We start from the raw sequence: 26,219 nt of genomic DNA, 5'->3' as shown, positions 1-26,219 counted from the left end.
TAACTAAACTAGTAATGTTTTCTCTCTATTGCTTCAATTTCCTTAATGATTTGTTCATCCTCTTCATCGACTTTAGTATTAAACCAAGAATCCAAAATTTCTTTTGCTAAATCCTGAGTTACAAGACGATTAGATAGAGCCAAGACATTAGCTCGATTCCATATTCTCGCACCTTTTGCAGTTTGGGCATCCGTGCATAACGCCGCTCTGATACCTGGAATTTTATTGGCTACAATACAAATGCCGGTACCTGTCCAGCAAAAGAAAATACCCTCATCACACTCACCATGATGAATCGCCTCAGCAGCAATTTGAGCAGTTTGAATCCATGATTCATTTTGGCGTGATTTGATTGCACCGAAGAGGATAACTTGATGCCCTAAACGCTCAAGCTCCCGCACAACGAACTCATTAACAGGATAGAGCTCATCACTGCATACCGCAATTTTCATCGACCAACTACTCCTTGCTTATTGTTGGATAGAACAAAACATAACCCTAAGAAATCTACTATACATAAATATATGTGATGCTCTATAGGGTCAAAATATTTAGAGATTAGATATATTTATATATTTTAAATTCAATTAAAATCAATATCATACGTTGAAGCAGGATAAAATCCCTTTCTCACCCTAATGACTCTGCAAAGTACATTAAGCATCATCAGCATACTCTTCAGCTTAAACAATGGATAAGCTTTATGTTTTAATACGTCATGTGCTCTTCGATAATCTTTAATGTATTGAAGTGGATTTTTCAATATATATTTCAAACAGTGGAGCATCATTCCCTGCCCCAGCATGAAAGGCTGCATATGTTGCATATTGGGTATATCATACTGTCTTTGGCCACTTAAAATGCTATGCCAGTCAATTTTATCAGTAAGAAGATGGAATCCACTAGTTACTCTCGGATTACACTCTAAAACATATGCCTTATCGTTCATCAAAATAAAATCAAAAGCAATTTGGCCACTGAATTGGTACCGTTTGCAAAATATCTTAATAAACTCAGTTATTGATTTAATTTCTGCAGGTTCAAAGTATATTCCTGTGGAACGACCTGCTTTATATTTAGAGTAATAGCACGATTGAATTAATACCTCACCCTTATGGGCAATAGCATAAGTACTGTATTCTTTTCCTTGAATAAAGTGTTGCGCAATATAAGGTTCATTAATTTTTAGATTTGCAATGACTTTTTGTGACGGTTTAATGAGGGTATGCGAGCCAAAACGAGAAAAAACTGGCTTTAATACCAGTCCTACATCCTTGGGGAGACTCACCTTATCTTTATCTGTGGTAATTAGCCAGCTTTGGGGGGCTGTTAAACCATATTCACTAACGAGTTGATTAAATGCGTATTTATTGTGTAATTGATTGAGTCGTTCAAAGGGCTCACAAAACACCTTGGTATGCTTTGATAATTCATCATAGCCCTGACTTATATGAAAAATCTCCTCACATGTAGGAATAAGCAGATCAATTTTATTTTGAATTACTATTTCTTTAATTGCCTTTAAAAAAGCAGCCAGGTCTTGATTAGGCTTAGGAATAACAAAATGCTTTTTTACGCCCTTAACAAATCGTGCGAGCGGAAAAAGCATACTCTCAGCACCATAAACCTCATATCCCTGATTAATGAGGCTACGCATAATATCCATAGTAGCAGGCGCCCTACCTCCAGTAACTAAAATCTTCATTTACATCATTTCCTTAAAAACCATTTAATCTACCTTGCATATCCAGCATTCAATAAAAAGATAAAGATATTTTTGCTTCAGTTCTCCTTGGTACAATAATATTCTTTTAAATAATTTTTGACAGATGTTTATAAAAATTATACGGTGTTGCACAAACCAATAACCGCTCTAATTCATTTGAAAATGCATCATGATGCTGTGAAGAAATCATTTTTGTAATCATTTCATTAATCATGTAAGCCATTTGCATGGAATCGCCACCCAGGTCGCCAAAATTAACATGATTATCAATAACTTCAAGAGGTAACGATAATACGTTTGCAAATAATTGGCGAATTTGCGTTAATAAATCATCATGCTCCTCAATCTTGTTAAAAATCAATTCAGAAACAGGTTCTGGTAGTTTTTTGTAATCAACTTTCCCATTGACAGTCAAAGGCAATTCAGTCAAAAAAATAAAATATTTTGGTATCATATAAGAAGGAAGTATTGCTGATAACTCATTGCGCAAATTCATTTCCTGCCCATTCGCATCTGATACTATATATGCAGCTAACTGATTATTCGCTTCACCAAAAAATTGCTCCTGTTTTATGAGTGTTACTACGGCCTGTGAGATACCCTGAATTGCTAATAAAATATTTTCAATTTCAGACAATTCAATGCGATGACCACGAATTTTTGTTTGTTGATCTTTTCTCCCAAGATAAACAAGCAAACCATCTTCTCGATGTTTCGCTAAATCACCACTTTGATACATACGCGCTCCTGGAAAAAAAGGATCATCCATAAAGTATTTACTCGTTAACTGAGGTTCGTTTAAGTAACCCACTCCAACATTAGTACCAGCTATATATATTTCTCCCTCTTCTGCAATTTTGACTGGTTTAAGTTTACTATCCAAACAATAAATGCGTGTATTTGCTGTGGGAATACCAATGGGTACGCTACCTTGAAGGTCGTTTGTAACATCAAATTGATGAACCATACAACCAACCGTAGTTTCAGTTGGACCGTATTCATTAAATATTCGAGCCGCAGGTAACTTCTCCACAACTGATCGAGCCAATTTAGAAGGTAACTCTTCGCCACCAACAACCAAAGTTAATTGATGCCCCGAGCTCATAGGCAAGCTGCTTATCATTCTCAAATGGGACGGTGTTAGCTTTAAAAAATTGATCGTTCGTTTTGTAAATATATCTTTTAATGTCAATATGTTAATAGGCTCAGGTATTAACATCATGCTCCCACCAGAAAGTAAAGGTAAATAGAGTGATGTCACTGTTAAGTCAAAGGCAATGCTAGTAAATAATGCTGTATGATAAGGTTGATTATTATTCCCATAAGCCTCAACTGCCCAAGACAAATAATTCAATAATTGACCATGATTAATCATGACTCCCTTAGGCGTGCCCGTAGAACCTGATGTATAAATAATATAAGCCAATTGGGTTAGGGAATTTCCATTGCTCTTCGGGGTTTTGGAACTAATGATTTGTAGTGGAATATGAGTACTCAATCCTGGATAATGCTGTTTTAATGCGGCACACTCTTCATGAATCACTAAAACAGGTTGTGCATCCTGTAATAAAGCTAATACCCAAGTGATGGGTGATGTTATATCAATTGGAATATAAGCAGCACCTAAATACCAGCAAGCGAGCATAGAACAAATCATATCTTCATTTCTGGGTAAATAAATAGCAACCTTATCCCCACATCCTACTCCTATATCGGAAAAAAAACTGGCAAGTTCTAAAACACGATGACTCAATTGTTTGTAAGTTATTATTCGTTTTCCTGATATCAAGGCATGGTTATGGGAATTTTTTATTGAACTCTCCCATATTTTTGTAAAAATAGTTTTTTCTTGAGGAAATTCAACCAATGTATTGTTATATACAGGCCACAGTGTATCGCAATAAGGTAAGCTGCTATCTGCAACGAGCTCAGGTTCGTCAATCAACTGTTTAAATTGATTGGCTAAATGGGTGCATGTTTCAGGTGTAGCATGCGCGCTTGAGACAGAGAAGCAAATGTTTGTTACATCATTATGTTCCGTCACAATAAGAACAATAGGTGCAATAGGAGCATTAATTGGCAAAAAAAATCCATCGATGGCTTTGCAGTCTTGTTCTGATTCGAGTTCTGATAAATTAATCGATAGTTTCGATATAATTCCAGACATCATGTACTGATTTTTTTTATTTTGATAGTAAATCAAAGCATTAAGCAGGACTTTCAACAAGGGCAAAGGCAAATGATGTAGATAAGCATCATAGGTTCCAATATGCAGTTCATTTTGACAACTCAGCTGCTTGACTATATCACAATAAATGCTCGACCAATCCGCTCCTTTTTTTGCTTCAATAAATATAGGATTTGCAAAATTAGCTGTGGTATTCGCTTTAACATGATGACGTAAATCAACTGGAATCATAAAGCGAGCCCGCTCAGCACCTAACGCGGTACTGTTCTCTAATAAAATTTGACAAATTTTAGCGGTTACTGCATTAATTTTTCCAGAAAGGGTTACTTTATGCCATAAATAATGAGTATGAGCAGAGCCCGTATTACCTGTTGGTGCAATGCAATCCAATGGAAAATTCGGACGATATTCAATTTTCCTTTTTTGCCTGAGAAAATCATAATCCGTCATTGCCAGGTCTGTACCAATCAAAGGAACTTTTCTCCATGCTCGAAAAATCTCCTTCACCCAATGGTATAACCCCATGCCATCCATTACTCCATGAAATACACGGAATACCAAAAAATGGCGTTTCCCTTTGATATAGATAATTTGTGTAGCAGAATGTGACGGTTCAAATTTATGTCCATGGAACAATGATAGACCTTGGATATCATGACCATCCCATTCCATCTCTATAACTTGAGAAACCTCGGAATCTATTGATTTATGAGAGACGTTATACCAAATTGAATTGATATATCTTAACTTAGCTCGCATATGAACATATGGATTGGCAGAGCTTGCTTGTATAATTGCCTTATTAAGAGAAGGCACATCCACTGATGAATTCATTTCAAGCACCAGCTGTAGTGAACAAGAGTGGTTCATTGCATCACCAACAAGATACAATTTTTCACTGGGTGTGATTGGACGTTGAGCTTTTATTTGGTATTGATGTAATAACATAAATCAACAATATAGAGGTGAACAGTTTTTTGAATACAACCAAATCCGATAGGTCAATAATTTTACATTAAAAGCTATATTAATACCAACTAATCGTTTTATGATTGCCCAGGAATTGCTTTATTTCACACCTGGGCTTTAGGGTTTAAGGGGTTTCAATATTTATGATGACTTTCTGCGCTGCATAATTTGCGAAAAAAACTCAGGCTTGTTTAATCCCATAGATGCAAAAATCTGAGGTACTCTGTCCCAAGATCCTTCTTCCTCAATACTTGCAACAATTAGCTCGAACCCCGTTTTTTTATCAGCTTCCAATCCCCAGCCATTAATAAAGCTGAGTCCTCTTAAGCGTTTTGCTGCAATATGGCCAAGAGCTATTGCTGCCGATAAATAAGCGTGTGCTTCTTCAAAAAGCTGATTGCATTTTTTTAGATTCGATTCGCTTTTGAAAACTCCTTCTTTTTCTAAATTTTGCCTAAACTTCGCTTCCTCAAGAACCATTTGTCCTAATTGATAATTAGCTTCCGCATCATCAAGCATTGCGGCTGCTCTATAACATTCCATATACATTAAATTTGCATAGGGAAATTTTTTATTTCGTTTCAATTTATTGTAAATAGCTGCTAATTCAAAATAGTACGCAATTTCTTTTTTAAGCAGTTCATCTCCAGGTTGATTATTTACCCGATTCGCTTGCATTACTTTTATTTTCTTGGTAATTCTTTTAATCTTCCAACGTTTTAAATAGGCCATAAAATCTCCTGCCATTTACTATACTGTTATCTGGATCAGATATTGTAATAAAAAAATTGCTATTACAATCAAGATCATCAAACCAAGAATCTTTAGTCCAAAACCAGCGGATTCTTTTATTTCCTTCCCAATTTGTTTAGTAGAAGGACTCTCTTGCTCTTCTTTAATGTTTAGTTCTGACTTATAAATATTATTATCAATATAATTAGATACAAAATAAGAAATCAACCCAGTAATTAGGCCAGGTACAAAAAATATTAGCCAAACAATAAGCTTACTAGCCCCAACGGTATAGTTATAATCATCTTGCAAAGAACTCAAAAGTGTCAAAATAACTTCAGGAACATTATAGTTTAGTCCCCAAGCAAGAAAGGGTAATATATACAAACTAAAAAAAAATAATCCCAAGCAAAGAACCAAGCAAATCATGCCTAGAATATAGAGCTTGCTGTTGCTACTAAATCGATCTTGTTCCATATTACCCCTAAAATATCCTTTTCTATAATTTAAGATAGCAGATGGATTTAAATAAGTACACTTGCTGGTGATATTAACCAATTCATTTTAAAATAGAATATCAATAATATTTTAATTATAGGGCAATACATGAAGCGTTATGTTTTTATGATTTCCGATGGCACAGGAATTACTGCTGAAACTCTAGGCCATAGCTTAATTACCCAATTTGAAAATACTAAATTTGAACGTCTCACTATTCCCTATGTTGATTCTTTGAAGAAAGCGGAACATGCTGTTGAGCAGATTAATCAAGCCTTTGAAGAACAAGGAATCAAGCCCCTTGTATTTACGACTTTGATTGATCCTGAGGTCAGAAATTATTTTAAAAAAGCCAATGCTCGCGTATTTGATTTGTTTAATACTTTTATTGGCCCTATGGAAGAGGAGCTTAATGAAAAATCTTCTTATACAGTCGGGAAAACTCATGGTGTAGTTAACAGTAAGCTCTATTTGCATCGACTTGAAGCAATCGATTTTGCATTGTCGCATGATGATGGCGTGAAAACTCGGGGATACGACAAAGCAGATATTATTCTTATTGGTGTTTCTCGTTGTGGAAAAACCCCAAGTTGCTTGTACATGGCACTTCAATATGGAATTTTGGCTGCTAATTACCCTTTTACAGAAGAAGATATTATTGGTTTTAAATTACCTGAGGTACTAAAGCCTTATAAAAATAAACTGTTCGGATTGACCATTGATCCACAGCGTTTACAACAAATCAGAGCAGAACGCAGGCCTAACAGCAAATATGCATCCCCAGAACAATGCCGCCTGGAAGTCAAGGAGGTAGAAGCCATGTACCAAAAGGAAAAGATTTCTTATATTAATTCGACAAAATATTCTATTGAGGAGATATCAACAAAAATACTGGCTGCATCCGGATTACAACGTAAAATATAGGCAGCTTGCTTTTCCTCATCCACAATGTAATGAATCCTGGGTATAACGCAGCAATACCCAGGAAATTGAACAACAACCACATGCGGTGAAAAGTTAATTGGAGGAACCAGGAAAATCAGCATTACAATCATATCGACTATCATTAGCTAAAAAGGTCTTGCAACTTTGATTAATCGTATATTTTACAGTTGTAGCATCTGATACAGCAGTATTTTTCCTGGAATACATTTGCCAAATAATAACACCTCCGCTCCCCTTCTGTTGACCAAGGATTTTATCGACCAATTGATTGGTCAATTGCAATTGTCCACTAATATTTTTAGGATAGGCAGGTTGATTTACTTCAAAACCAAATTGTATTTTTGCATTAATATGATATTTAGCCGGTAAAAAAGTTACTTTTCCGATGCTATCAATTGTTAAACTGGGTTTACTAACGCGATCTGCTTTAAGCCAATTGGTATAATCATTCATGTACGCACTTATCTGGCCAGGTAAATCTAAAGGCCCATTAGCATATGGCGCACACACAACCGCATTGTCCCCACATAGATCATAGGTCATCAATCCCATGCTATCAAATCGGGAAACAATTGCCTCATCTTTATTGGCGAGCTGATACCATAATCCCTTCAAGTTCCCTTTCCACCAAAGTCCCCCCTTTATATCGATATCCGGATATTTGTCTCCAGATACAAAACCGGTAATTGGACGAGCCCCAACGGGTGGTGACGCTGTAGTAAACTTAAGATATTTTGCATTAGGATTATTCATAATGGCATGCAGAATTGCATCGACTTTATCAATTGTCTTAGGCATCACATAAGATGAGCCAGAATTTATTCCATATTTCATGAGATTTTTATAAGTTGGACCTCCAGCATTAAGTATGCTTTGGGCAATATCGGTTGACCATTCACCACTGGTGCTAGGTCCCCAAGCAACTGCATATTGATCAGCATGCCAAACTTCCTCATAGTCAAAATCAATACCATCCACGCCCAGGTCATTTGCTAATTTTACTAAATTTTCATAGGATGTTTTTGCTTTTACAGCCTGATCTGGGTCAGTTGGGTCAGGAAACCAATCATAGAGCACTTGATTTGTAGCTGAAGGCGCCGGGCCACAAGCCTCTTGTGCTTCATTGAAGTTACAACTGTAATTCCAACCACCTACAGCCAGAAATGTTTGAATCTTTTTCTCTTCAGATAATTTGATTGCAGATTTTAGTGCATTAAAAGCCTGCGCACCTTTGCCATCATGATCTGTAAAGTAACCGAGTATGCCTGTCGCTGCTAAATTGCCCTGCTGGTAATCGATAAGGGTCGGCCTAACAAAAGAAAAGATTACCCGGTTAAAATTCGGCTTTTTTAGTTTAAGTAAATCGTTAACATAGCGCTGAAGTTGTTCAGGTGTATCGATAAGCAAATACACAGAGACGATTTTTTCATTGGAAGCAACATCAGCATGCCCAATGGAAGCGGAACAATCAAACATCAATACGGCAGATAACACAGAGAGACATGTCTTTTTTAATTTCATTGCTTCTCCCAGGTTACTTAGTAGATTCCTGATTAAATTATATACATTTAAATGGGATACGCAAATGTGCTATTTATTGAATTATGGTTAATCGAATTAACGTTATGGAACTCTAGATATTAATTATCTAAATGTTCCACACGTTGAATTCAAACTACATAAAAGAGTTATGATACAACCCATAACTGCATAAAATCATCCACTTTCATTGCTGCAAGTGTATTGGTATCACTCATTGCCTGCATAATTCGTTCAACACGATCTGCATGAAATTGGGTGCTGATGTTCTTTTTAAATTTGGATAATAGAACGGGAATGCCTTCTTCGCGTCTGCGCTTATGGCCAATTGGATATTCTACAGTAATCAAATCACTTTCAGTACCATCTTTAAAAACAATTTTGATACTGTTTGCAATCGAACGTTTTTCCGGATCGTGGTACTCACGAGAGAAGCGTTCATTTTCAGTAACATGCATTTTTTCGCGTAAAGCATCTATTCTAGGATCTGCTGCAATATCATTTTCATAATGTTCTGCTTTTAAATCCCCAAATAATAAACCGATAGCCACCATATACTGCAAACAATGATCCCTATCAGCTGGATTGTGTAGAGCACCTTGTTTACTGATAATTCGAATTGCGGATTCATGGGTTACTAAATCAATTCGTGCGATATCATCAAATCGATGTGTCACAATGGGATGCAGGATTACAGCACACTCAACAGCAGTCTGCGCATGAAATTCAGCGGGATAAGACAACTTAAATAAAACATTTTCCATAACATAACTGCCATAAGGGCGTTGAAACTTAAATATTTTTTTGTCAAAAAGCACATCATAGAATCCCCAGGTAGGAACGCTTAATGCACTTGGATAACCCATTTCTCCTGCTTTAGCAATTAATGCTAACCGCACCGCTCTTGATGTAGCATCTCCTGCCGCCCATGATTTTCTTGAACCAGCGTTGGGAGCATGTCTGTAAGTTCTCAGGCTTTGACCATCGACAAAAACTTGAGATAAAGTTCTTAACATCATATCTCTATCTGCGCCAAAGAGCTGAGCGGCAACAGCAGCACTAGCAACTTTAACTAAAAAGACATGATCCAGACCGACTCGGTTGAAACTGTTTTCCAAAGCCAAGCACCCTTGAATTTCATGTGCCTTAATCATGGCAGTAAGCACATCCTTCATTAAAATTGGTGCATTACCCTTGGTACAATTTTGTCGGCACATATAATCGGCTACTGCAAGAATAGCACCTAAGTTGTCAGAAGGATGTCCCCATTCTGCGGCAAGCCATGTGTCATTAAAATCAAGCCAGCGTATCATAGCACCTATATTAAATGCAGCCTGGATAGGGTCTAACTCATATCCTGTGCCAGGAACACGTGCTCCACCAACAAGAGTAGCGCCGGGAACAACTGGACCCAAAAGTTTGGTACATTCAGGAAAATTTAACGCTAAAATACCACATCCCAATGTATCCATGAGGCATAATCGTGCTGTCTCATAAGCCAAAGCGCTATCAATTTTCTTGTTTAGCACATAATCCGCAATATCAATCATAACCTGATCGTAATCAGGCTTAATATTATCTTCTACATAACTGTGCATAATAACCTCTTGTATCTAATAATGTTCTCATAAGAAAGCATTCCCGGGCTATGCTTGACTTCACCCAGGCTACATTCATATTTACATGTATAATCACTACCCTCTCGTCTCAATAGCCGGAAATTTTTGCGGTTCGGGTCCAGTATATTCAGAGGTAGGTCTTATCAATTTGTTATTCGCTCTTTGCTCAAATACATGTGCGGCCCATCCTGTGATACGCGACATAACAAAAATGGGTGTGAACAAGAATGTAGGAATACCGCAGTAGTGGTATGCCGAAGCACTATAAAAATCTAAATTTGGAAACAATTTCTTTTCATTCCACATTACTTCTTCGATGCGTTCTGAAATGTGGTATAAGAGAAGATCGCCTTTAGCTTCACCCAATCGGAATGACCATTTTTTGATAATGTCAGAGCGTGGGTCACTGGTTGTATAAACTCGATGTCCGAATCCCATTATAAGAGCTTTTTCATGCAACATTTTTTTCAGTTCAGTTTCAGCTTGCTCCGGACTATTAAAACGTTCTATAAGCTCCATTGCTGCTTCATTAGCCCCTCCATGTAAGGGACCGCGTAATGTACCGATAGCGCTCGTAATTGCAGAGTAAAAATCAGCCAGTGTTGCTGCTGTTACTCGTGCAGCAAAAGTAGAGGCATTAAATTCATGCTCAGCATATAAAATTAAAGATACATTCATCATCTGAGCTTCGATTTTACTTGGCTTATGCCCATGTAATAAAGCAAGAAAATGTGCCCCTGTTGTTTGCTCATCGCTTAAGCCAGAAATTTCCTTGTTGTGAAAATGCCATGCATACCAGTAGCACATTACCCCCGGAAATGAAGCCAGCAATCGATCTGCAATATGATATTGTTCTGTAAAATTATGTTCTGGCTCAATTGTACCCAAAAATGAACAGGCAGTTCTTAGAACATCCATAGGATGAGTATTTTTAGGAATTAATTTTAGTACTGTTTTTAATGTATCTGGCAATGTTCTGAGACTAACCAGCTTTTTTGTATATTCATCCAATTCTTTTTGAGTCGGCAGTTTTCCATAAAGCAATAAATAGGCAACTTCTTCAAACGTAGCATATTCTGCTAAGTCATCAATTGAGTAGCCTCTATAATTCAAACCCTTCCCTGCTAGCCCAACTGTACAAATTGCTGATTGACCAGCAACAACTCCGGCTAAACCGCCGCTTTTAACACTCATTGTCATCCTCCATCAATTGGTCTAGTTTTTGTTCATATTGATAATAACCAAGTACTTCGTATAATTCCTCTCGAGTCTGCATTGTATTGAGCATAGATTTTTGCGTTCCATCCAGAAGAATCGCACGATAGGTATTTAGCGCCGCTTGGGACATGGCTCTAAATGCACTTAAGGGGTACAAAATTAATGATACACCCACCTGTTTAAGTTCTTCTTGATTAAATAAAGGGGTTTTACCAAACTCAGTAATATTCGCCAACACGGGTACAGAAACTGCCTGAGTAAACGTTTGATATTCTTCCAAACGTGTCATTGCCTCAGGAAAGATCATATCAGCCCCTAACTCAACACAAAGTAATGCTCGTTCAATTGCCGCGTTCATACCTTCAACAGCATAGGCATCGGTTCTTGCCATGATCACAAAATCAGGATCTTGGCGCGCATCAACGGCTGATTTAATTCGATCACCCATTTCTTTCAGAGACACAATGGCTTTATTGGGTCTATGCCCACATCGTTTTGCCAACACTTGATCTTCAATGTGGATGGCTGCGACACCTGTTTTTTCCATGAGCTTTACCGTTCTGGCAATATTAAACGCATGCCCCCATCCAGTATCCACATCGACAAGCAGTGGTAAAGAGCACGCTTCGGTAATTCTGCGTGCATCCTCAAGAACCTGAGATAAATTGGTCATGCCAAGGTCAGGTATACCGTACGATGCATTTGCAACACCAGCTCCTGAAAGATATATTGCCTTAGCTCCAGCAGATTGCGCGAGCATAGCAGAATAAGCATTTATGGTACCTAATACGGGTAATGGTTTATTTTCTTTGACTGTTTGTTTGAAGGCTTTTCCCATGGAACTTGCCATTAGCTGTCACTCCTTGATCTTAATCTGAACCTATCCAGCTGGAAAAATGATATGGAACTTGAGGTCTTTCGTCAACGCACCGGTATTTCGCTTCATTCCAGCTACAAGCATAATATTATGCTCTAATGAGAATTCCATCTCAATCGATTTTAATCTCACCTCTAATTATATTTTTACGTAAGAAACGTGCAGGCGATAAAGCATATTGCAAGTTTCTGGGTAAACAACCTATTTCGTTATTAATTACCGAAGCAAGCCATTCCGCACAGATTGGAATTGTTGTCAAGCCTCGAGATCCAAATCCAGCACAAGCATAAAGACCAGGATAATAAGGACCAGCTTGGGCTATCCAACGCTTTGCATTGGTTTCCAATCGAGCGAATTGATGGATAAATTGTCTAGCTTCAGCAACTTTACCTACTAAAGGAAGATAATCAGGAGTTGATGCTCTGACACCAGCCCAATGATTACTTACTGATCCAGACCATAAAACCTCAGGTGCTAATTGTTCTAGTTTAGCCAAATTATGTTGATCATCCTGAGGTTTTATTCGGGAGTCTGCTGATTTTAACTCGTAGGTAGCTCCAAGCTGATGTATACCTTGTATTGCTGGAAGCACATGACCATCACCACAAATGGGTATTTTTAAACTCGCACTTTGTTCTGTTGAGGAAATTCCCGTCATTTGCCCACGTATCGGTTTAATTGGCAAATATTCTGTTTGTTTAAAAGAGCTGATTTTATGACCATTTGCCAAAATGAGCACTTCTGTTTCTAAATCATTCACGAACCATCGTTTATCGAAATTCAATTGGTTTATCGAAGTATCGGTTAGTAAAGAAATACCTTCCACGTTAACTAAATACCTACATAATTCAGGAGAATTAATCCATCCTGATAAAGGGATATGCAATCCGGGTTTGTCTAAAGAGAGTCCCGTCAACTCTGATGCATGCTGTGCATCTACGAGAACTCCCAACTCGGGGTAATGAGCAAGCCAGGAACGTAAGCTGGACTGAGCTGCTTTTTCTCTCTCAGAGTATGCAAGTAATAATGAGCCATTCAGTTCGCCAATCTTTGTTTGATTTAAGATAGATTGATACGTTCGTGCAGCATATAAAAATGCAGTTAACATAAATTGAGTTAAAGGCGATTGGTAAGCAGATAGCTTTGGAAATAAAACCGCTTGCTGATTTGCCGATCCTGCACTGCCAACCTGACCCAATTCATCAATAACTGTTACGTTCCACCCTCTCTTGTTTAGTGCATAAGCTGTAAAACAACCCGCTAAACCGGCACCGACAATAATCGCTGATTTACTAGAATATTTTTCATGCTTCCCCACATGCCAAGGTGTGTGCCGTTTCGCGGCATTTTGTATCGGTGTTTTCGTAAAATGAGCACAAATCATATGACGTTTTGGCCCAAATCCTTTCCGTTTTTCTACATCAAATCCATTCTGGATTAAACCTGACTTTACTGTTCCTGCAGCGGTATAGGTTGCTAAAGTGGTATTTTCTTTAGATAACATCCCAATTACTCTAATCAAAGCATCTGACCACATACTTTTATTTTTAGCAGGGGCAAACCCATCCAGAAACCATGCATCGATAAAAGCCGTTCTAAGTTTCTTCTCTAGAGTAGATTCGCCACAAATTAATAGTTGTTCATAACATTCCAGCGCATCACCTAGCATTAATGTAAGTGTTACTCTGCCATCACAAAAAGACAAATGATGATATCCAGGGGTCAAGACTGGATAGCTTGTAATAAGCTGCTGGGCATACTGTTCCAATTGTGGCCAATAGGCTAGGCTTTTGCTTAAATCAGTAAGAGATAAAGGATGTTTTTCGCATGAAATAAAATGCAATTGGCTGGACTTGGGTGCATATTGCTCCCACAAACTCCAGCTTACGAGAAAATTCAAACCCATTCCAAAACCCGTTTCTGCAATTGTAAATCTTTGGGGGTTATCATCAGAAAGTGATTGCCAACGTTTAATTAAATCATTTCCATCAACAAATACATGAAGGGCTTGATCTATTCCGCCTTCAGAAGAATGATAAATGTCATCATATTGTGACGAGAAAGGCAGAGTATCATGCCAAGCCAACTCTGCCTTATTAATAGGTACAAAAAAATTACTCACATACAACTACTCGATTCGTAGCCATCCCTTTGGCTTCTTGTAATTCAGTTGGCTTTTTTTCCTGAATTAACTCCCTTAATTTAGGCACAAGGATAAAAAGTACAATTGAAGAACCAATTGCAAATAATCCTAACATTAAAAATACATGGCTATAACCACTATTAGTTACTAAAGGTGAAACACTATCCTGCCCTTCAATCATCAAGTTTGAACTGTAGCTGGATAAAGTTGCACCAACACCAGAATTAAGCATCCACATTCCCATCATCACACCCTGCAATGATGTAGGAGCCAAATATCCTATCATAGCATAACCAATTGGGGATATTAAAAGTTCACCTATACTCTGCAAAATATAACTCAAGATAATCCAGCTAGGATTCACTAGTCCTTCATAGTTGGCATAAGCAATACCAATAGGCAATATTGCAAAAGCGATACCAATAAGCAACAATGCTAATGCAAACTGAGTTGGAATATTAATTTGCACCCCGTTTTTACGCATTTTATGCAACAAGACTCCTAATAATGGGCCTCCAATAACAATAGCGACTGTATTAATATTCTGGAACCATTGCGGTGGAATAATCCAACTCGCATACTCACGCTGAACATTATGATCAATAAATACTGTAAGACCCATCGGGGCTATTTGGTAAAGCATCCAAAAAACAGTCCCTACAATCATAAACACTGCAAACGCTACTATTTTATCTTTAGCTTCTTTAGTTGGTTGTTGTCTTGCCAGATATAAAATAACTCCGAGCATTACTATGCCTGTTATCAGTACTAATTTTTTAGCCCAGTCAGCATAATGGAGCATTTGGCCTAAAAAGAAAGGAAGCGCTATAATCAGAATGCTACCTAACAGAACAGCTCTCTTCTGAGAAAGCTTATCTTTTTTAGAGAAAATTGTATCTTTATCAGATAATTGCTGCCAACAATATAAACAAATGATTAAGGCAATCAAATTCCCTAAACTACTAAGCAAAAAAAGTCGTTCGTAGTTTTGAGTCAACTGAAATAGCCCACTCAAACTAAAACCAACAAAAAAGCCGATATTCATACCTGCATAATTCATGAGAAATGCTGTTTCCCGTCGCGTATCTTCAGGAGAGAAACATTGAGTTAACATACAGTTCACGCATGTTACATTTAAACCAGAACCGGTTAAAAATGCTGCCAAGCCATAATAAAGAAATGAAATATCGCCGAATGACAATAAGACGCAGCCAATAATTTGCGCCACCATTCCTGCACAAAACAACGCACGATTAGAGAGCAAACGCCCGCCCCAAAAACCTCCAAGCAAATGCAAGCCATAATTAAATGCAATAAAAACACCCATGATACTGTTGGCAGCGCTAATTTGGAGTCCTAACTTGCCCTTCATATACAAAACAAGTGTAGAGTACAAAACACTAAAACTTAAAGTAGAAACAATTTGAATAAAAAAAAGAGGAATAATTCCTTGGGGCATTGACTTTATAAATTCCTTTTTATTTGTCATTATCGACATATGACCTTCCTTGTTTATTCAAGATCGTCTTTGAATATGACATGTGGAAAAAACACTGTCTAGTTTTTTTAAAAATATATTTTGAAATTTATATATTTCAATAAGTTAATATGCTACGCCACAGCAAAAACCGCACTTTACTCGATTAATAAATTTCTTTAAAACTGGGTTCCGCTATCGCTTCACCCAGGCTCAAAGGTCATCTCGTGGACACATTACCGTGCTATTTTTTTAATTGACTTAGAACTTCCTCGGCGGCCATTTGGGTTTTGGCAACCTCATGTTCTCCATGTGCACTGGATACAAATCCGGCCTCATACATTGAGGGAGCAAAATAAATACCTTTATCTAACATTCCATGATAGAACTTTTTAAATAAAACCTCGTCAGAGGCAGCAACATCAGCATAATCCGCAATGCGTTTTTTTTCTGTAAAACAAAAACCAAACATACCACCTAATGAAGCAGTAAAAAATGGAATATTTAACGTTTCAGCAACTGAGGCTAAAGCCTGAGTCAAGCTTTGAGTTGTTTCAATTAACCGGTCAAAAAATCCTGGTTTTTCAATTTCAGATAGCGTTGCAAGACCTGCTGCCATAGCTAATGGATTACCAGAAAGCGTACCTGCTTGATACACAGGTCCTTCTGGCGCTAGAAAGGACATAATTTCAGCCTTACCACCTAAAGCACCTACAGGCATCCCGCCTCCAATAACTTTACCAAGAGTAGTAATATCAGGAGTAATTCCAAACACTCCCTGGGCTCCTGTTAACCCAACTCGAAAACCAGTCATTACTTCATCAAAGATCAATAAAGCATTATGTTGATCGCATAATTGACGTAATCCATTCAAGAACTCTGGTTCAGGCAAAACAAAACCCATATTTCCAGCAACTGGTTCCAATATTACTGCCGCAATATCATCAGGAAATTTTTCAAATAATTGTGCTGTTTGTTCCAGATTATTAAAGTTTGCAGTTAAAGTATGTTCTGTAACGCTTTGTGGGATCCCTGGAGTGGAGGGGATACCTAATGTAAGTAGACCAGAGCCAGCTTTGACCAGCAAACTATCACTATGTCCGTGATAACAACCATTAAATTTAATAAATTTATTTTTTTTGGTTACACCACGAGCCAATCTAATAGCAGTCATGGTTGCTTCAGTACCAGAATTAACCATTCGTACTTTTTCAATCGAAGGAATTAAAGAGGTAATTTTTTCAGCCAATTGTATTTCAAGCTCTGTTGGCGCTCCAAAACTCATGCCACTATGCAGCACCTTATTTACTGCTTCAATTACAGCGGGATGGCAATGCCCAAGAATTAATGGCCCCCATGACCCAACATAATCAATGTACTCATTGTTATCAACGTCAACAAGATAAGCACCTTTACCTTGTTTAAAAAAAATCGGATCGCCACCGACACCTTTAAATGCTCTTACTGGTGAGTTGACGCCTCCAGGAATAATTGCCTGAGCCTGATGAAATAATTCTGTTGAGCGAGTCATAAAAAATCTCCATAATTTTGCAGTATAATATTACAGAGATTATTAAAAATTGGCAAAAAAAGCGGTTTATCTTTACATCGACGTTCACAATAGCTAAATTACGCTCTTTTAATTGAGTATTATCATGCAAGAATATAAGAAATATATCTGTGTCATCTGTGGATTTATTTATGATGAAGCTGAGGGATGGCCTGAAGATGGAATTGAGCCAGGCACACGCTGGGAAGATGTACCAGAAAACTGGTTCTGTCCAGATTGTGGCGCTGGTAAAGAAGATTTTGATATGGTGGAAATGGAATAAGTTCCTATATTCGTACCTTTAATTAAGTACCTATGAAACCCGAGAACAAGAGTTTTTAGAACGTTAAGAGTTCCGGGTTTCACGTCACTCAGGCTATACCTTTAGAGCTACGGTTTCACCACAACCAAGATAACAATCCCTATCAGCAACAAAGTTGGCAATTCATTATAAATACGAAAAAAACGAGAGTTTTTTTGATTTTTATTTTGTGCAAACGCCTTTAAATAATGCCCACATAATAGGTGGTAAATCCATAAAACAACTATCAGACTCAATTTAGCATGCATCCATCCTGCACTCATGTAATAAGATAAATTATAGCTTAAAAGCCATAATCCCAAAAAAGTAGTCACTACCGCAGCAGGCCACGTGATTCCATAGTAAAGCCGCCTCTCCATTATTTTAAAACGAGTAAGGCTCGTCTCATCCTGAGTATCAGCATGATAAACAAATAGTCTGGGTAAATAAAATAATCCGGCAAACCAGGCAACCATGGCAATAATATGAAATGCTTTAATCAATAACATAATTAATTTCCTGAGCGATGCTTTCGTTTTTTCCGTGAGTGCTTAAGCAAATTCAGCGATTCCACACCTAAGGAAAATCCCATAGCAAAATAAATATATCCTCGAGGAATATGGAAAGAAAATCCATCGGCAACAAGAACCATTCCAATCAGAATTAAATAACTTAGTGCAAGCATTTTGATTGTAGGATGTTCTTTAATAAATGCGCTTACTGCTTCACTTGCAAATATCATTATGAGGATGGCACAAGTAATTGCGACAGCCATCACCCAAAAGTATGAAGTCAATCCCACTGCAGTCAAAACACTATCTAAAGAAAATATAATATCCATTAATGCAATTTGGAAAATAACCGCACGAAATGTTGCTTTAAAAGTTACGGTCTTTTCATCGGTTACTACAAACTCTTCGGTCACGTCCTGGTGAATTTCTTCTGTTGCTTTCCAAATTAAGAAAGCCCCACCGCCCATGAGAAAAAAATCACGGGCAGAAAACGACATGTCGGCCACAGTGAGCAATGGTTTGGTTAATTTGATGAGATCAACCGCAAGTGCCAGTAAAATCAGCCGCATAATCCAAGAAAGCGTGAGCCCCCAGCGCCTTGCTTTTTTTCTCTGTTTGGGTGGTAGTTTTTCAGACAAAATAGATAAAATTACCAAATTGTCAATTCCCAAAACTATTTCTAATATGATTAAGACAATTAAGCCTACTGAAATATCAATAAAATCCATCAAATCCTCAGATGTCAGAAATTGAAAAATTATATGATATACTCATAGGCTGATATTTACCTAAACCTTTTTATATAATCCACAACACAAAAATTTTATTGAAAGATCAAGGTTTGTAAGGACAAAATATTCACTTTATTCTTTTGCTTCGATATAATATAAATTTTTTATTAATCTTGTGAGATACAAAGATCATCAAATTCATTAAAAAGCTCTTAAAGAGAAACAGGGCTCATGTGCCAACTGTTCCCTCAGCTTATATCATTCCAAGGAATAAGCATTCCATCTCTAAAGCGGACATTAGCAGCAATGCGCTCAAAGTGCTTAACCGCTTAATTGGTGCTGGCTTTCAAGCATACATTGTTGGGGGCAGCGTTAGGGATTTATTACTGCATAAGGCTCCAAAAGATTTCGATGTTGCAACCGATGCAACACCGAATCAAGTTAAGAATCTGTTTCGAAATGGACGAATTATTGGGCGCCGATTCAAGCTTGTACATATACTCTTCCACCGTGAAATTATTGAGGTAGCTACGTTCCGAAGTCATGCAGAAGAGGATGAGAATCAACAAACAAATGAACGTGGTATGTTGGTGCGTGATAATGCCTATGGCTCCCTTGATGAAGATGCCTGGAGACGTGATTTTACGATTAACTCGCTTTACTACAACATCAATGACTCCTCAATTGTTGATTTTACGGGTGGTGTAAAAGATGTTGAAAATAAGCTTATTCGTATGATTGGTGATCCAGTCAAACGTTATCAGGAAGACCCCGTTCGTATGTTACGGGCAATTCGCTTTAGTGCCAAATTAAATTTCAAACTTGCACAAGAGACAGAAGCACCTTTTCCTGAGATTAGTCATCTTATTACTCATGTTTCAAGTTCACGCTTATTTGATGAAATGACGAAATTATACCAATGCGGTAATGCAGTAGCAGTTCAAAGATTGCTCATGCAATATGGCTTGTTTCAACATTTATGTCCTCAAACTAATGCCCTATTAGACAGCGCTCATCCAGTAAATGCTTTATTAGCTATTGCTCTTGAAAACACGGATACTCGTATTCATGAAGATAAACCAGTAACACCAGCATTTTTATTTGCAGTTCTTTTATGGTTCCCCATGATTGAGCGTGCTAAGGAACTACAAAAAACTGGAATAGACCCACTACCTTCTATAGAAAAAGCAATGTCGCTTGTCATAGCAGAGCAAAATCAAATTATTTCAATTCCCAAACGCTATACACAAATTATTCGTGAAATCTGGTTATTACAGTATCGCTTTGTGAAAAGACTTGGAGGAAGAGCTTTTAATCTTTTACAACACCCTCGCTTTAGAGCAGCCTATGATTTCATGGCGCTACGTGCCCTTGCAGGTGATGAGTCCATGGAGCTAGCGCAATGGTGGACAGCTTTTCAGGATGCAGATGAAATAGAGCAAGCTAAAATGGTAGCTCAACTCAAACCAGATATGCCTAAGCGTAAGCGACGCCGCAAGCCTAAAAGCAATAAAGTTAGTGATCCACAATGAAGGTTTGTTATTTAGGTCTAGGCTCAAATCAGCAAGTACCTGAACGTCAACTTCGAAGAGCAATTAAATCAATAAAATCTTTGCCTTCTACCGTGGTTACCAAAATTTCCTCTTTTTATTGGAATAAAGCCTGGGGATTGCAAGGCCAACAAGACTTTTGCAATACAGTAATCGAGATCTCTACTCGTTTACCTCCCTTACAATTACTTGATGCATGCCAAAAAATTGAAAAAAAACAAGGCAGGGTTCGAAAAAAGCACTGGGGACCAAGAGTGATTGATATTGATATTCTGTATTATGAAGATAAAAATATTCGATCTAAAAAACTTGTAATCCCTCATCCGCAAATCCAATTTAGAGATTTTGTCTTAATTCCTTTGATGGAAATAAATCCCAATTACGAATTAAAAGAATCTTGATTGGAAAATTATCTCATCTACACCCTGACCTTTATCTAAAAATACACAGTACAATTCCAATGAACGATCTCAAACCAAATTATTTTTCACATTTTGTGATGTAAAATAGGTACTTATATCAAGGAATCTACTATTATTTACAATAATAAATTTAATTGTGAGGCTGCTATGTATAAGAATATTTTATTTGCTACGGATTTGCTCAAGGAACATAATCATCTCACAGAAAAAGCAATCGCTATCGCAAAACAATTTAGTGCCACATTATATCTGTTACATGTCATTGAACTACCTGCTAGTTTCCAATTAGCTCAAGGACTTGGTTTTACAGAGTTAGCCAACCCAGCCAAAGACGATGCACAAACTGTTTTAGCCCTATTAGGGGAAAATTTTGACATTCCACGCGACCATCAATTCGTCGAAGTGGGTTCGGTAAAAGAGCATATTTTTAATAAGGTAAAAGAATTAGATTGTCAGCTTATAATTATTGGCAGTCATTCTTCAGTTGGCTTGCATTCATTTTTGGGAAGCACAGCACATGCTACAGTGAATCATGCTCCATGTGATGTATTAACATTACGACTTTAAAATTAATTTTTTATCAGCGCTATTATTAAAGGATTAATGATGCAAATCACATTTTTTGGTGCCACTGGAACTGTCACAGGTTCCAAATATCTTCTATCGTTTAATAACAAAAATATTTTGGTAGATTGCGGTCTTTTTCAAGGTCCTAAAGAGTTACGTTTAAGAAACTGGAATCCACTCCCGTTCAATCCTGAACTCTTAGATGCGATTATTCTTACCCACGCTCATATTGACCACTCAGGGTATTTGCCATTATTAGTTAAAAATGGATTTAATAAACCAATATACTGTACTTACGGGACTAAAGATTTATGTGACATATTATTACCTGACAGCGCACACCTGCAAGAAGAGGATGCCAGGCATGCTAATGAACACCATTATTCCAATCATCGCCCTGCTCTTCCGCTATATACCGCAGCGGATGCAGAAAATGCATTACAACTATTTCAGCCCCAAGCTTATAACAAGATAATTAGTCTACATGACAACATCAGTTTTCAATTTATTCCTGCGGGACACATTATAGGCTCTTCCTTTGTAAGACTACAATGCCAAGACACATCACTTCTTTTCACTGGAGACTTGGGCAGAATGCATGATCCCGTAATGAAAAAACCCAGCGAAATTAAGCAAATTGACTATCTGGTAATTGAGTCGACCTATGGAGACCGACTTCATGAAAAGGAACCACCCAAGTTAACTTTAAAAAATATTATCAATAAAACGATTCATCGAGGTGGATCAGTAATTATTCCAGCATTTGCTGTTGGTCGTTCACAAATATTATTACACTATCTTTCTGAATTAAAAAAAGAAAAAGCAATTCCGGATGTGCCTATTTATCTAGATAGCCCTATGGCCATCAATGCGACACAAATTTTATATAAACACATAGAGGATCTTCGTTTAACTCCAATCCAATGCCAAGAGCTCTGTGATGTAGCCACATACGTGCAAGATGTAGAAGAATCGATTGAGCTTGACTTGGACAAATCACCCAAAATTATTCTTTCTGCGAGTGGCATGGCCTCTGGTGGACGAATCGTATATCACATCAAAGCCTACGCATCAGATCCACGTAATACCTTGTTATTTACTGGATTCCAGTCTGAGGAGACTCTGGGCGCAGAGATAATAGCGGGTAAAAAGTTCATTGAAACTCATGGCAAAATTATCCCTATCAATGCGCAAGTTGAATCAATGCACAGTACCTCAGCCCATGCCGATTACGGCGATATTCTTGGTTGGCTCAATCAGTTTCAACAACCGCCTAAAAAGACATTTATAACGCATGGAGAACCTGAAGCCTCCTTATCCTTAAAATCTAAAATCGAAACACAACTCGGTTGGCAATGCGATATTCCTAAATATGGACAAACAGAGGGATTATGAGCAAAAAGCACACCACCCTGACGCTTAAATATTTGGGGATTAATACCCATAAGGAACCTGTTATTTACATGCGCGAGGATTGTTATATATGTAAATCAGAGGGATTCACAGCCCAGACTCGTGTTCGAGTAATACTAAATGAACGTTCTATTGTTGCCACATTAAATACAGTTGAATCCAATTTATTAAGACATAATGAAGCAAGTCTTTCTATTTATGCTTGGGAACTACTCGCTGCAAAAGAAGGTGAAAAAATAGCATTAACACATCCACAACAACTGGATTCTCTCAGTTACATCCGCTCAAAAATTTATGGAAATGAGCTCACTGCAGAACAAACAACCCATATCATCAATGATATTGTGTCAGGACAGCTCTCTGATATTAATATTGCAATGTATCTTGCTGCCAGCGGCGGAGATAGACTTTCCATGAAAGAGATTATTGATCTGACTCGAGCGATGATTCATTCTGGCCAACAATTATCATGGGACATACCTTTCATTGTTGATAAGCATTCTGTTGGCGGTTTACCAGGAAATCGTACGACCCCTATTGTTGTCTCAATTGTTGCTGCGTTCGGCTTGGTTATTCCCAAAACTTCTTCTCGTGCCATCACGTCACCTGCAGGAACAGCAGATACGATGGAAGTATTCACTAACGTCGACCTGAGCATTAATGAAATGAAAAAAGTTGTTGAACAAGAAAATGGTTGCCTCGTCTGGGGCGGCTCTATGGCTTTAAGCCCAGCCGATGATTTACTTATCCGAATCGAGAGAACTGCAAATATCGATAGTGAAGGACAAATGGTCGCTTCAATTTTATCAAAAAAAATTGCTGCGGGTTCTAATCATCTCGTCATTGATATGCCTATTGGAACTACGGCAAAAGTTCGATCAATTGAGCGGGCTAATTCGCTAAAAAAATTATTAAAAACTGTTGCAGAAGAGTTTGATATCAGGACAAAAGTAATCTTTAGTGATGGATCACAGCCGGTAGGACGTGGAATAGGACCTGTTCTTGAGGCACTTGATGTACTAGCAGTACTGAATTGCGATAAACATGCACCACAAGATTTACGTGAGCATGCTTTAGTCTTAGCGGCTCATATCATAGAATTTTCCCCCCAGGTTTTGCCAGGACAAGGATTGAGTATTGCAACTCACCTTCTTAACACTGGCAAGGCATTAGCTAAATTTGAAGCAATTTGTCGGGCTCAAGGTGGCCTGCGTGAGATTAAAAAAGCACCAATTGTTCATACAGTAGAATCAAAGCTCTCAGGTATCATTATTAACATTGATAATCGACATATTTCTCAATTAGCTAAATTGGCAGGGGCACCACGCTCAAAAGCAGCAGGTGTTGAGTTATTAAGTCCACTGCATTCAATAGTCAAAAAATCTCAACCTCTTTTTAGAATCTACGCAGATACGCGAGGAGAGCTCAATTATGCCCTTGATTTCTTGAAACAAGGCCATGAAGTATTTCAAATTGAGGCCAGCGTATGAAAAAAACACCCATTATTTTTACACTATTTGGACATGATGAGCTGACATATACAATTCATCAAAAATGTCATTATGAGCTAGGAACAATTAGTTTCCATCAATTTCCCGATAAAGAAACTCTTGTTAGAATCGATTCTGATGTAGCAGAGCGAGTTGTTATATTTGTTGCCAATTTAGTACATCCCAATCCGAAAATTCTTCCTCTTCTATTTGCTGCAGAAACAGCTAAATCTTTAGGCGCATCGAAAATAGTATTAGTAACTCCATACCTTACATATATGCGTCAAGATAAAGCATTTGAACCAGGACAAGGGATTACATCCGTATATTTTGCAGAATTGATTTCCGCTTATTTCGATAGCTTAATTACAGTCGACCCACATCTACATCGCTGGTCAGATTTAAATGCGATTTATAAAATACCCACTAAAGTACTTCATGCAACCTATGAGATTTCATCCTGGATATCTCAACATGTATCTAATCCAATTCTTATTGGGCCTGACTCAGAAAGTGCACAGTGGGTTGAAACAATTGCGCAAAAATCTTCCGCACCGTTTACTATTTTAGAAAAAATCAGGAAAAGCGATACACACGTTGAAATATCTATTCCAGGAATAAAACAATACTGCAAGGCAACACCAATTCTTATTGATGATATTATCTCAACGGGAATGACAATGATGGAAACATTAACTCATTTAAGTTCATTAAAAATGAAGCCGGCTGTTTGCATTGGCGTTCATGCCGTTTTTGCTGAAAATGCATATCAAAAGCTTTTACTGTCCCATGCAGCAAAGATTATTACCTGCAATACAATTCCTCATACATCAAATAATATCGATGTCAGCCAGGATATTATCGATTTCTTGCTTAATTGGAATACCACAAATGAATAAAGTGACCACACCTGCACAACCTGTTTATATTATTAAATCTTCTGGAGAAAAGGTACCATTTGATCCCCAGCGTATCTATCGCTCATTAAAACGAGTTGGCACCGACGAATCCCTCATTAACAAGATCATCAATGACGTATCTCAATCAATAGTTGAAGGAATGACAACACAAGAAATTTATCGTATTACCTTTCGCCACTTACGCAATGAGTCAAGAAGCATCGCTGGCAAATATCATTTAAAACGTGCAATTATGCAACTTGGATTTTCTGGATATCCATTTGAAAAATTTGTTGCTGAAATTATGCGTCATCAAGGATTTAAAGTCCTTAATAATCAAATTATTAATGGATATTGTGTTAATCATGAAGTAGATGTAGTTGGAGAGCGCCAGAATGAGCATGTTTTTGTAGAATGCAAATACCATAATCGCTTGGGTCTTGCTTGTGATGTAAAAGTTACTTTGTATATCAAGGCACGATTTCTTGATATTGAACAGGCCTACAAAAGAGAAAATCATGAACAACTCAAGGGTTGGATTGTGACTAATACTCGCTTTACCAATGATGCAATACAATATGGTCAGTGTTCAGGTTTACATTTAATTGGCTGGGATTATCCTCAAAAAGGAAGCTTAAAAGAATTAATAGAGTATTCTGGCCTATACCCTATAACCTGCATTACTAACTTTACAAAAGCTGAAATTGAATTTTTGCTTGGAGAAAACATTCTCTTATGCAAAGCAATTGGTGAGAATCCTAACCTTCTTAATAAATTAAATATTAGTGCAGCAAGAACGAAACAAATAATTTCACAATGTCGCTCACTTTGTAAGAGTTAATCACATTTTTGAC

At 37.5% G+C, this 26,219-nt stretch carries 23 protein-coding genes; 9 read left to right on the top strand and 14 right to left on the bottom strand.

Annotated elements, in window-relative coordinates:
* Positions 1–8: 8 nt before the first annotated feature.
* From BW930_RS04065 to BW930_RS04045, 5 genes are all read right to left on the bottom strand, one after another.
* Positions 9–452, bottom strand: coding sequence for an RpiB/LacA/LacB family sugar-phosphate isomerase (locus BW930_RS04065; RefSeq protein WP_058469518.1), 444 nt, complete (start codon positions 450–452; stop codon positions 9–11).
* A gap of 131 nt (positions 453–583) precedes the next feature.
* Positions 584–1,705, bottom strand: a complete 1,122-nt coding sequence (locus BW930_RS04060) for an ATP-grasp domain-containing protein (RefSeq protein ID WP_058469517.1) — start codon at positions 1,703–1,705, stop codon at positions 584–586.
* A 106-nt stretch (positions 1,706–1,811) separates the two neighbouring features.
* Positions 1,812–4,862: a non-ribosomal peptide synthetase gene (locus tag BW930_RS04055; protein ID WP_058469516.1), complete on the bottom strand. Its 3,051-nt coding sequence runs from the start codon at positions 4,860–4,862 to the stop codon at positions 1,812–1,814.
* A 162-nt stretch (positions 4,863–5,024) separates the two neighbouring features.
* Positions 5,025–5,615 (bottom strand): SEL1-like repeat protein, encoded by a 591-nt coding sequence (locus BW930_RS04050; RefSeq protein WP_058469515.1) that lies wholly within the window; start codon positions 5,613–5,615, stop codon positions 5,025–5,027.
* An 18-nt stretch (positions 5,616–5,633) separates the two neighbouring features.
* A complete protein-coding gene (locus BW930_RS04045) occupies positions 5,634–6,092 on the bottom strand; it encodes a hypothetical protein (RefSeq protein WP_058469514.1) in 459 nt (152 codons plus the stop codon).
* Between the two features lie 129 nt (positions 6,093–6,221).
* Between BW930_RS04045 and ppsR the strand changes: the two genes are divergently transcribed.
* Positions 6,222–7,037 (top strand): posphoenolpyruvate synthetase regulatory kinase/phosphorylase PpsR, encoded by an 816-nt coding sequence (gene ppsR / locus BW930_RS04040; protein ID WP_058469513.1) that lies wholly within the window; start codon positions 6,222–6,224, stop codon positions 7,035–7,037.
* Positions 7,038–7,130: 93 nt separating this feature from the next.
* Here the strand turns inward: ppsR and BW930_RS04035 are convergent, their stop codons facing one another.
* From BW930_RS04035 to hemL, 7 genes are all read right to left on the bottom strand, one after another.
* Entirely contained in the window at positions 7,131–8,579 is a 1,449-nt protein-coding gene (locus tag BW930_RS04035; protein ID WP_058469512.1) for a glycoside hydrolase family 18 protein, read from the bottom strand.
* Between the two features lie 167 nt (positions 8,580–8,746).
* A complete protein-coding gene (locus tag BW930_RS04030; RefSeq protein ID WP_058469511.1) occupies positions 8,747–10,195 on the bottom strand; it encodes a bifunctional 2-methylcitrate dehydratase/aconitate hydratase in 1,449 nt (482 codons plus the stop codon).
* Between the two features lie 96 nt (positions 10,196–10,291).
* The gene (gene prpC / locus BW930_RS04025; RefSeq protein ID WP_058469510.1) at positions 10,292–11,410 is read right to left on the bottom strand and encodes a bifunctional 2-methylcitrate synthase/citrate synthase; all 1,119 of its coding nucleotides are present in this window, start codon (positions 11,408–11,410) and stop codon (positions 10,292–10,294) included.
* On the bottom strand, positions 11,400–12,284 hold the full coding sequence (gene prpB, locus BW930_RS04020; protein ID WP_058469509.1) for a methylisocitrate lyase: 885 nt from the start codon (positions 12,282–12,284) through the stop codon (positions 11,400–11,402). The genes prpC and prpB overlap by 11 nt, the downstream gene beginning before the upstream one ends.
* A 139-nt stretch (positions 12,285–12,423) precedes the next feature.
* On the bottom strand, positions 12,424–14,433 hold the full coding sequence (mnmC, locus tag BW930_RS04015) for a bifunctional tRNA (5-methylaminomethyl-2-thiouridine)(34)-methyltransferase MnmC2/FAD-dependent 5-carboxymethylaminomethyl-2-thiouridine(34) oxidoreductase MnmC1 (RefSeq protein ID WP_058469508.1): 2,010 nt from the start codon (positions 14,431–14,433) through the stop codon (positions 12,424–12,426).
* The gene (locus BW930_RS04010; protein ID WP_058469507.1) at positions 14,426–15,952 is read right to left on the bottom strand and encodes a peptide MFS transporter; all 1,527 of its coding nucleotides are present in this window, start codon (positions 15,950–15,952) and stop codon (positions 14,426–14,428) included. Before BW930_RS04010 ends, mnmC begins: the two co-directional genes overlap by 8 nt.
* 223 nt (positions 15,953–16,175) lie before the next feature.
* Positions 16,176–17,462, bottom strand: coding sequence for a glutamate-1-semialdehyde 2,1-aminomutase (hemL, locus tag BW930_RS04005; RefSeq protein WP_058469506.1), 1,287 nt, complete (start codon positions 17,460–17,462; stop codon positions 16,176–16,178).
* A gap of 124 nt (positions 17,463–17,586) precedes the next feature.
* On the opposite strand from hemL, the gene BW930_RS04000 reads away from it, so the two are divergent.
* Complete coding sequence (locus BW930_RS04000) at positions 17,587–17,763, top strand: rubredoxin (RefSeq protein WP_019232400.1); 177 nt, start codon at positions 17,587–17,589, stop codon at positions 17,761–17,763.
* 107 nt (positions 17,764–17,870) lie between these two features.
* Here BW930_RS04000 and hemJ read toward each other — a convergent pair whose 3' ends face one another.
* Positions 17,871–18,290: a protoporphyrinogen oxidase HemJ gene (gene hemJ / locus BW930_RS03995; RefSeq protein WP_058469505.1), complete on the bottom strand. Its 420-nt coding sequence runs from the start codon at positions 18,288–18,290 to the stop codon at positions 17,871–17,873.
* Between the two features lie 2 nt (positions 18,291–18,292).
* Entirely contained in the window at positions 18,293–19,021 is a 729-nt protein-coding gene (locus BW930_RS03990; RefSeq protein ID WP_058469504.1) for a TerC family protein, read from the bottom strand.
* Between the two features lie 236 nt (positions 19,022–19,257).
* On the opposite strand from BW930_RS03990, the gene pcnB reads away from it, so the two are divergent.
* The 7 genes from pcnB to BW930_RS03955 all read left to right on the top strand — a co-directional run bounded on the left by pcnB (position 19,258) and on the right by BW930_RS03955 (position 26,206).
* A complete protein-coding gene (gene pcnB / locus BW930_RS03985; protein ID WP_172461583.1) occupies positions 19,258–20,556 on the top strand; it encodes a polynucleotide adenylyltransferase PcnB in 1,299 nt (432 codons plus the stop codon).
* Complete coding sequence (folK, locus tag BW930_RS03980; protein WP_058469502.1) at positions 20,553–20,975, top strand: 2-amino-4-hydroxy-6-hydroxymethyldihydropteridine diphosphokinase; 423 nt, start codon at positions 20,553–20,555, stop codon at positions 20,973–20,975. The genes pcnB and folK overlap by 4 nt, the downstream gene beginning before the upstream one ends.
* Before the next feature lie 168 nt (positions 20,976–21,143).
* On the top strand, positions 21,144–21,563 hold the full coding sequence (locus BW930_RS03975) for a universal stress protein (protein WP_058469501.1): 420 nt from the start codon (positions 21,144–21,146) through the stop codon (positions 21,561–21,563).
* A gap of 39 nt (positions 21,564–21,602) precedes the next feature.
* Complete coding sequence (locus tag BW930_RS03970) at positions 21,603–22,958, top strand: MBL fold metallo-hydrolase RNA specificity domain-containing protein (protein WP_058469500.1); 1,356 nt, start codon at positions 21,603–21,605, stop codon at positions 22,956–22,958.
* Positions 22,955–24,466 carry a thymidine phosphorylase family protein gene (locus BW930_RS03965; protein ID WP_058469499.1) on the top strand — a complete coding sequence of 504 codons (1,512 nt, stop codon included), beginning with the start codon at positions 22,955–22,957 and terminating at the stop codon, positions 24,464–24,466. Before BW930_RS03970 ends, BW930_RS03965 begins: the two co-directional genes overlap by 4 nt.
* Positions 24,463–25,365 carry a ribose-phosphate diphosphokinase gene (locus BW930_RS03960; protein ID WP_058469498.1) on the top strand — a complete coding sequence of 301 codons (903 nt, stop codon included), beginning with the start codon at positions 24,463–24,465 and terminating at the stop codon, positions 25,363–25,365. Before BW930_RS03965 ends, BW930_RS03960 begins: the two co-directional genes overlap by 4 nt.
* The gene (locus BW930_RS03955; RefSeq protein ID WP_058469497.1) at positions 25,358–26,206 is read left to right on the top strand and encodes an ATP cone domain-containing protein; all 849 of its coding nucleotides are present in this window, start codon (positions 25,358–25,360) and stop codon (positions 26,204–26,206) included. The genes BW930_RS03960 and BW930_RS03955 overlap by 8 nt, the downstream gene beginning before the upstream one ends.
* The last annotated feature ends 13 nt before the right edge of the window (positions 26,207–26,219 follow it).

It is taken from the genome of Fluoribacter gormanii (assembly GCF_900156395.1).
In the GTDB taxonomy this organism is placed as follows: domain Bacteria; phylum Pseudomonadota; class Gammaproteobacteria; order Legionellales; family Legionellaceae; genus Legionella; species Legionella gormanii.
Note: the sequence above shows the minus strand (reverse complement) of the source record. Positions and strands in the feature narration are given on the sequence as shown.

Coding starts and splice junctions, on each gene's coding strand:
- BW930_RS03955 (WP_058469497.1), top strand. CDS start 25,358: ATGAATAAAGTGACCACACCTGCACAACCTGTTTATATTATTAAATCT.
- BW930_RS03970 (WP_058469500.1), top strand. CDS start 21,603: ATGCAAATCACATTTTTTGGTGCCACTGGAACTGTCACAGGTTCCAAA.
- BW930_RS04045 (WP_058469514.1), bottom strand. CDS start 6,092: ATGGAACAAGATCGATTTAGTAGCAACAGCAAGCTCTATATTCTAGGC.
- hemL (WP_058469506.1), bottom strand. CDS start 17,462: ATGACTCGCTCAACAGAATTATTTCATCAGGCTCAGGCAATTATTCCT.
- BW930_RS04000 (WP_019232400.1), top strand. CDS start 17,587: ATGCAAGAATATAAGAAATATATCTGTGTCATCTGTGGATTTATTTAT.
- BW930_RS03965 (WP_058469499.1), top strand. CDS start 22,955: ATGAGCAAAAAGCACACCACCCTGACGCTTAAATATTTGGGGATTAAT.
- BW930_RS04035 (WP_058469512.1), bottom strand. CDS start 8,579: ATGAAATTAAAAAAGACATGTCTCTCTGTGTTATCTGCCGTATTGATG.
- BW930_RS03990 (WP_058469504.1), bottom strand. CDS start 19,021: ATGGATTTTATTGATATTTCAGTAGGCTTAATTGTCTTAATCATATTA.
- BW930_RS04060 (WP_058469517.1), bottom strand. CDS start 1,705: ATGAAGATTTTAGTTACTGGAGGTAGGGCGCCTGCTACTATGGATATT.
- BW930_RS04050 (WP_058469515.1), bottom strand. CDS start 5,615: ATGGCCTATTTAAAACGTTGGAAGATTAAAAGAATTACCAAGAAAATA.
- BW930_RS03960 (WP_058469498.1), top strand. CDS start 24,463: ATGAAAAAAACACCCATTATTTTTACACTATTTGGACATGATGAGCTG.
- BW930_RS04055 (WP_058469516.1), bottom strand. CDS start 4,862: ATGTTATTACATCAATACCAAATAAAAGCTCAACGTCCAATCACACCC.
- prpB (WP_058469509.1), bottom strand. CDS start 12,284: ATGGCAAGTTCCATGGGAAAAGCCTTCAAACAAACAGTCAAAGAAAAT.
- BW930_RS04030 (WP_058469511.1), bottom strand. CDS start 10,195: ATGCACAGTTATGTAGAAGATAATATTAAGCCTGATTACGATCAGGTT.
- folK (WP_058469502.1), top strand. CDS start 20,553: ATGAAGGTTTGTTATTTAGGTCTAGGCTCAAATCAGCAAGTACCTGAA.
- hemJ (WP_058469505.1), bottom strand. CDS start 18,290: ATGTTATTGATTAAAGCATTTCATATTATTGCCATGGTTGCCTGGTTT.
- BW930_RS03975 (WP_058469501.1), top strand. CDS start 21,144: ATGTATAAGAATATTTTATTTGCTACGGATTTGCTCAAGGAACATAAT.
- BW930_RS04065 (WP_058469518.1), bottom strand. CDS start 452: ATGAAAATTGCGGTATGCAGTGATGAGCTCTATCCTGTTAATGAGTTC.
- prpC (WP_058469510.1), bottom strand. CDS start 11,410: ATGAGTGTTAAAAGCGGCGGTTTAGCCGGAGTTGTTGCTGGTCAATCA.
- ppsR (WP_058469513.1), top strand. CDS start 6,222: ATGAAGCGTTATGTTTTTATGATTTCCGATGGCACAGGAATTACTGCT.
- BW930_RS04010 (WP_058469507.1), bottom strand. CDS start 15,952: ATGTCGATAATGACAAATAAAAAGGAATTTATAAAGTCAATGCCCCAA.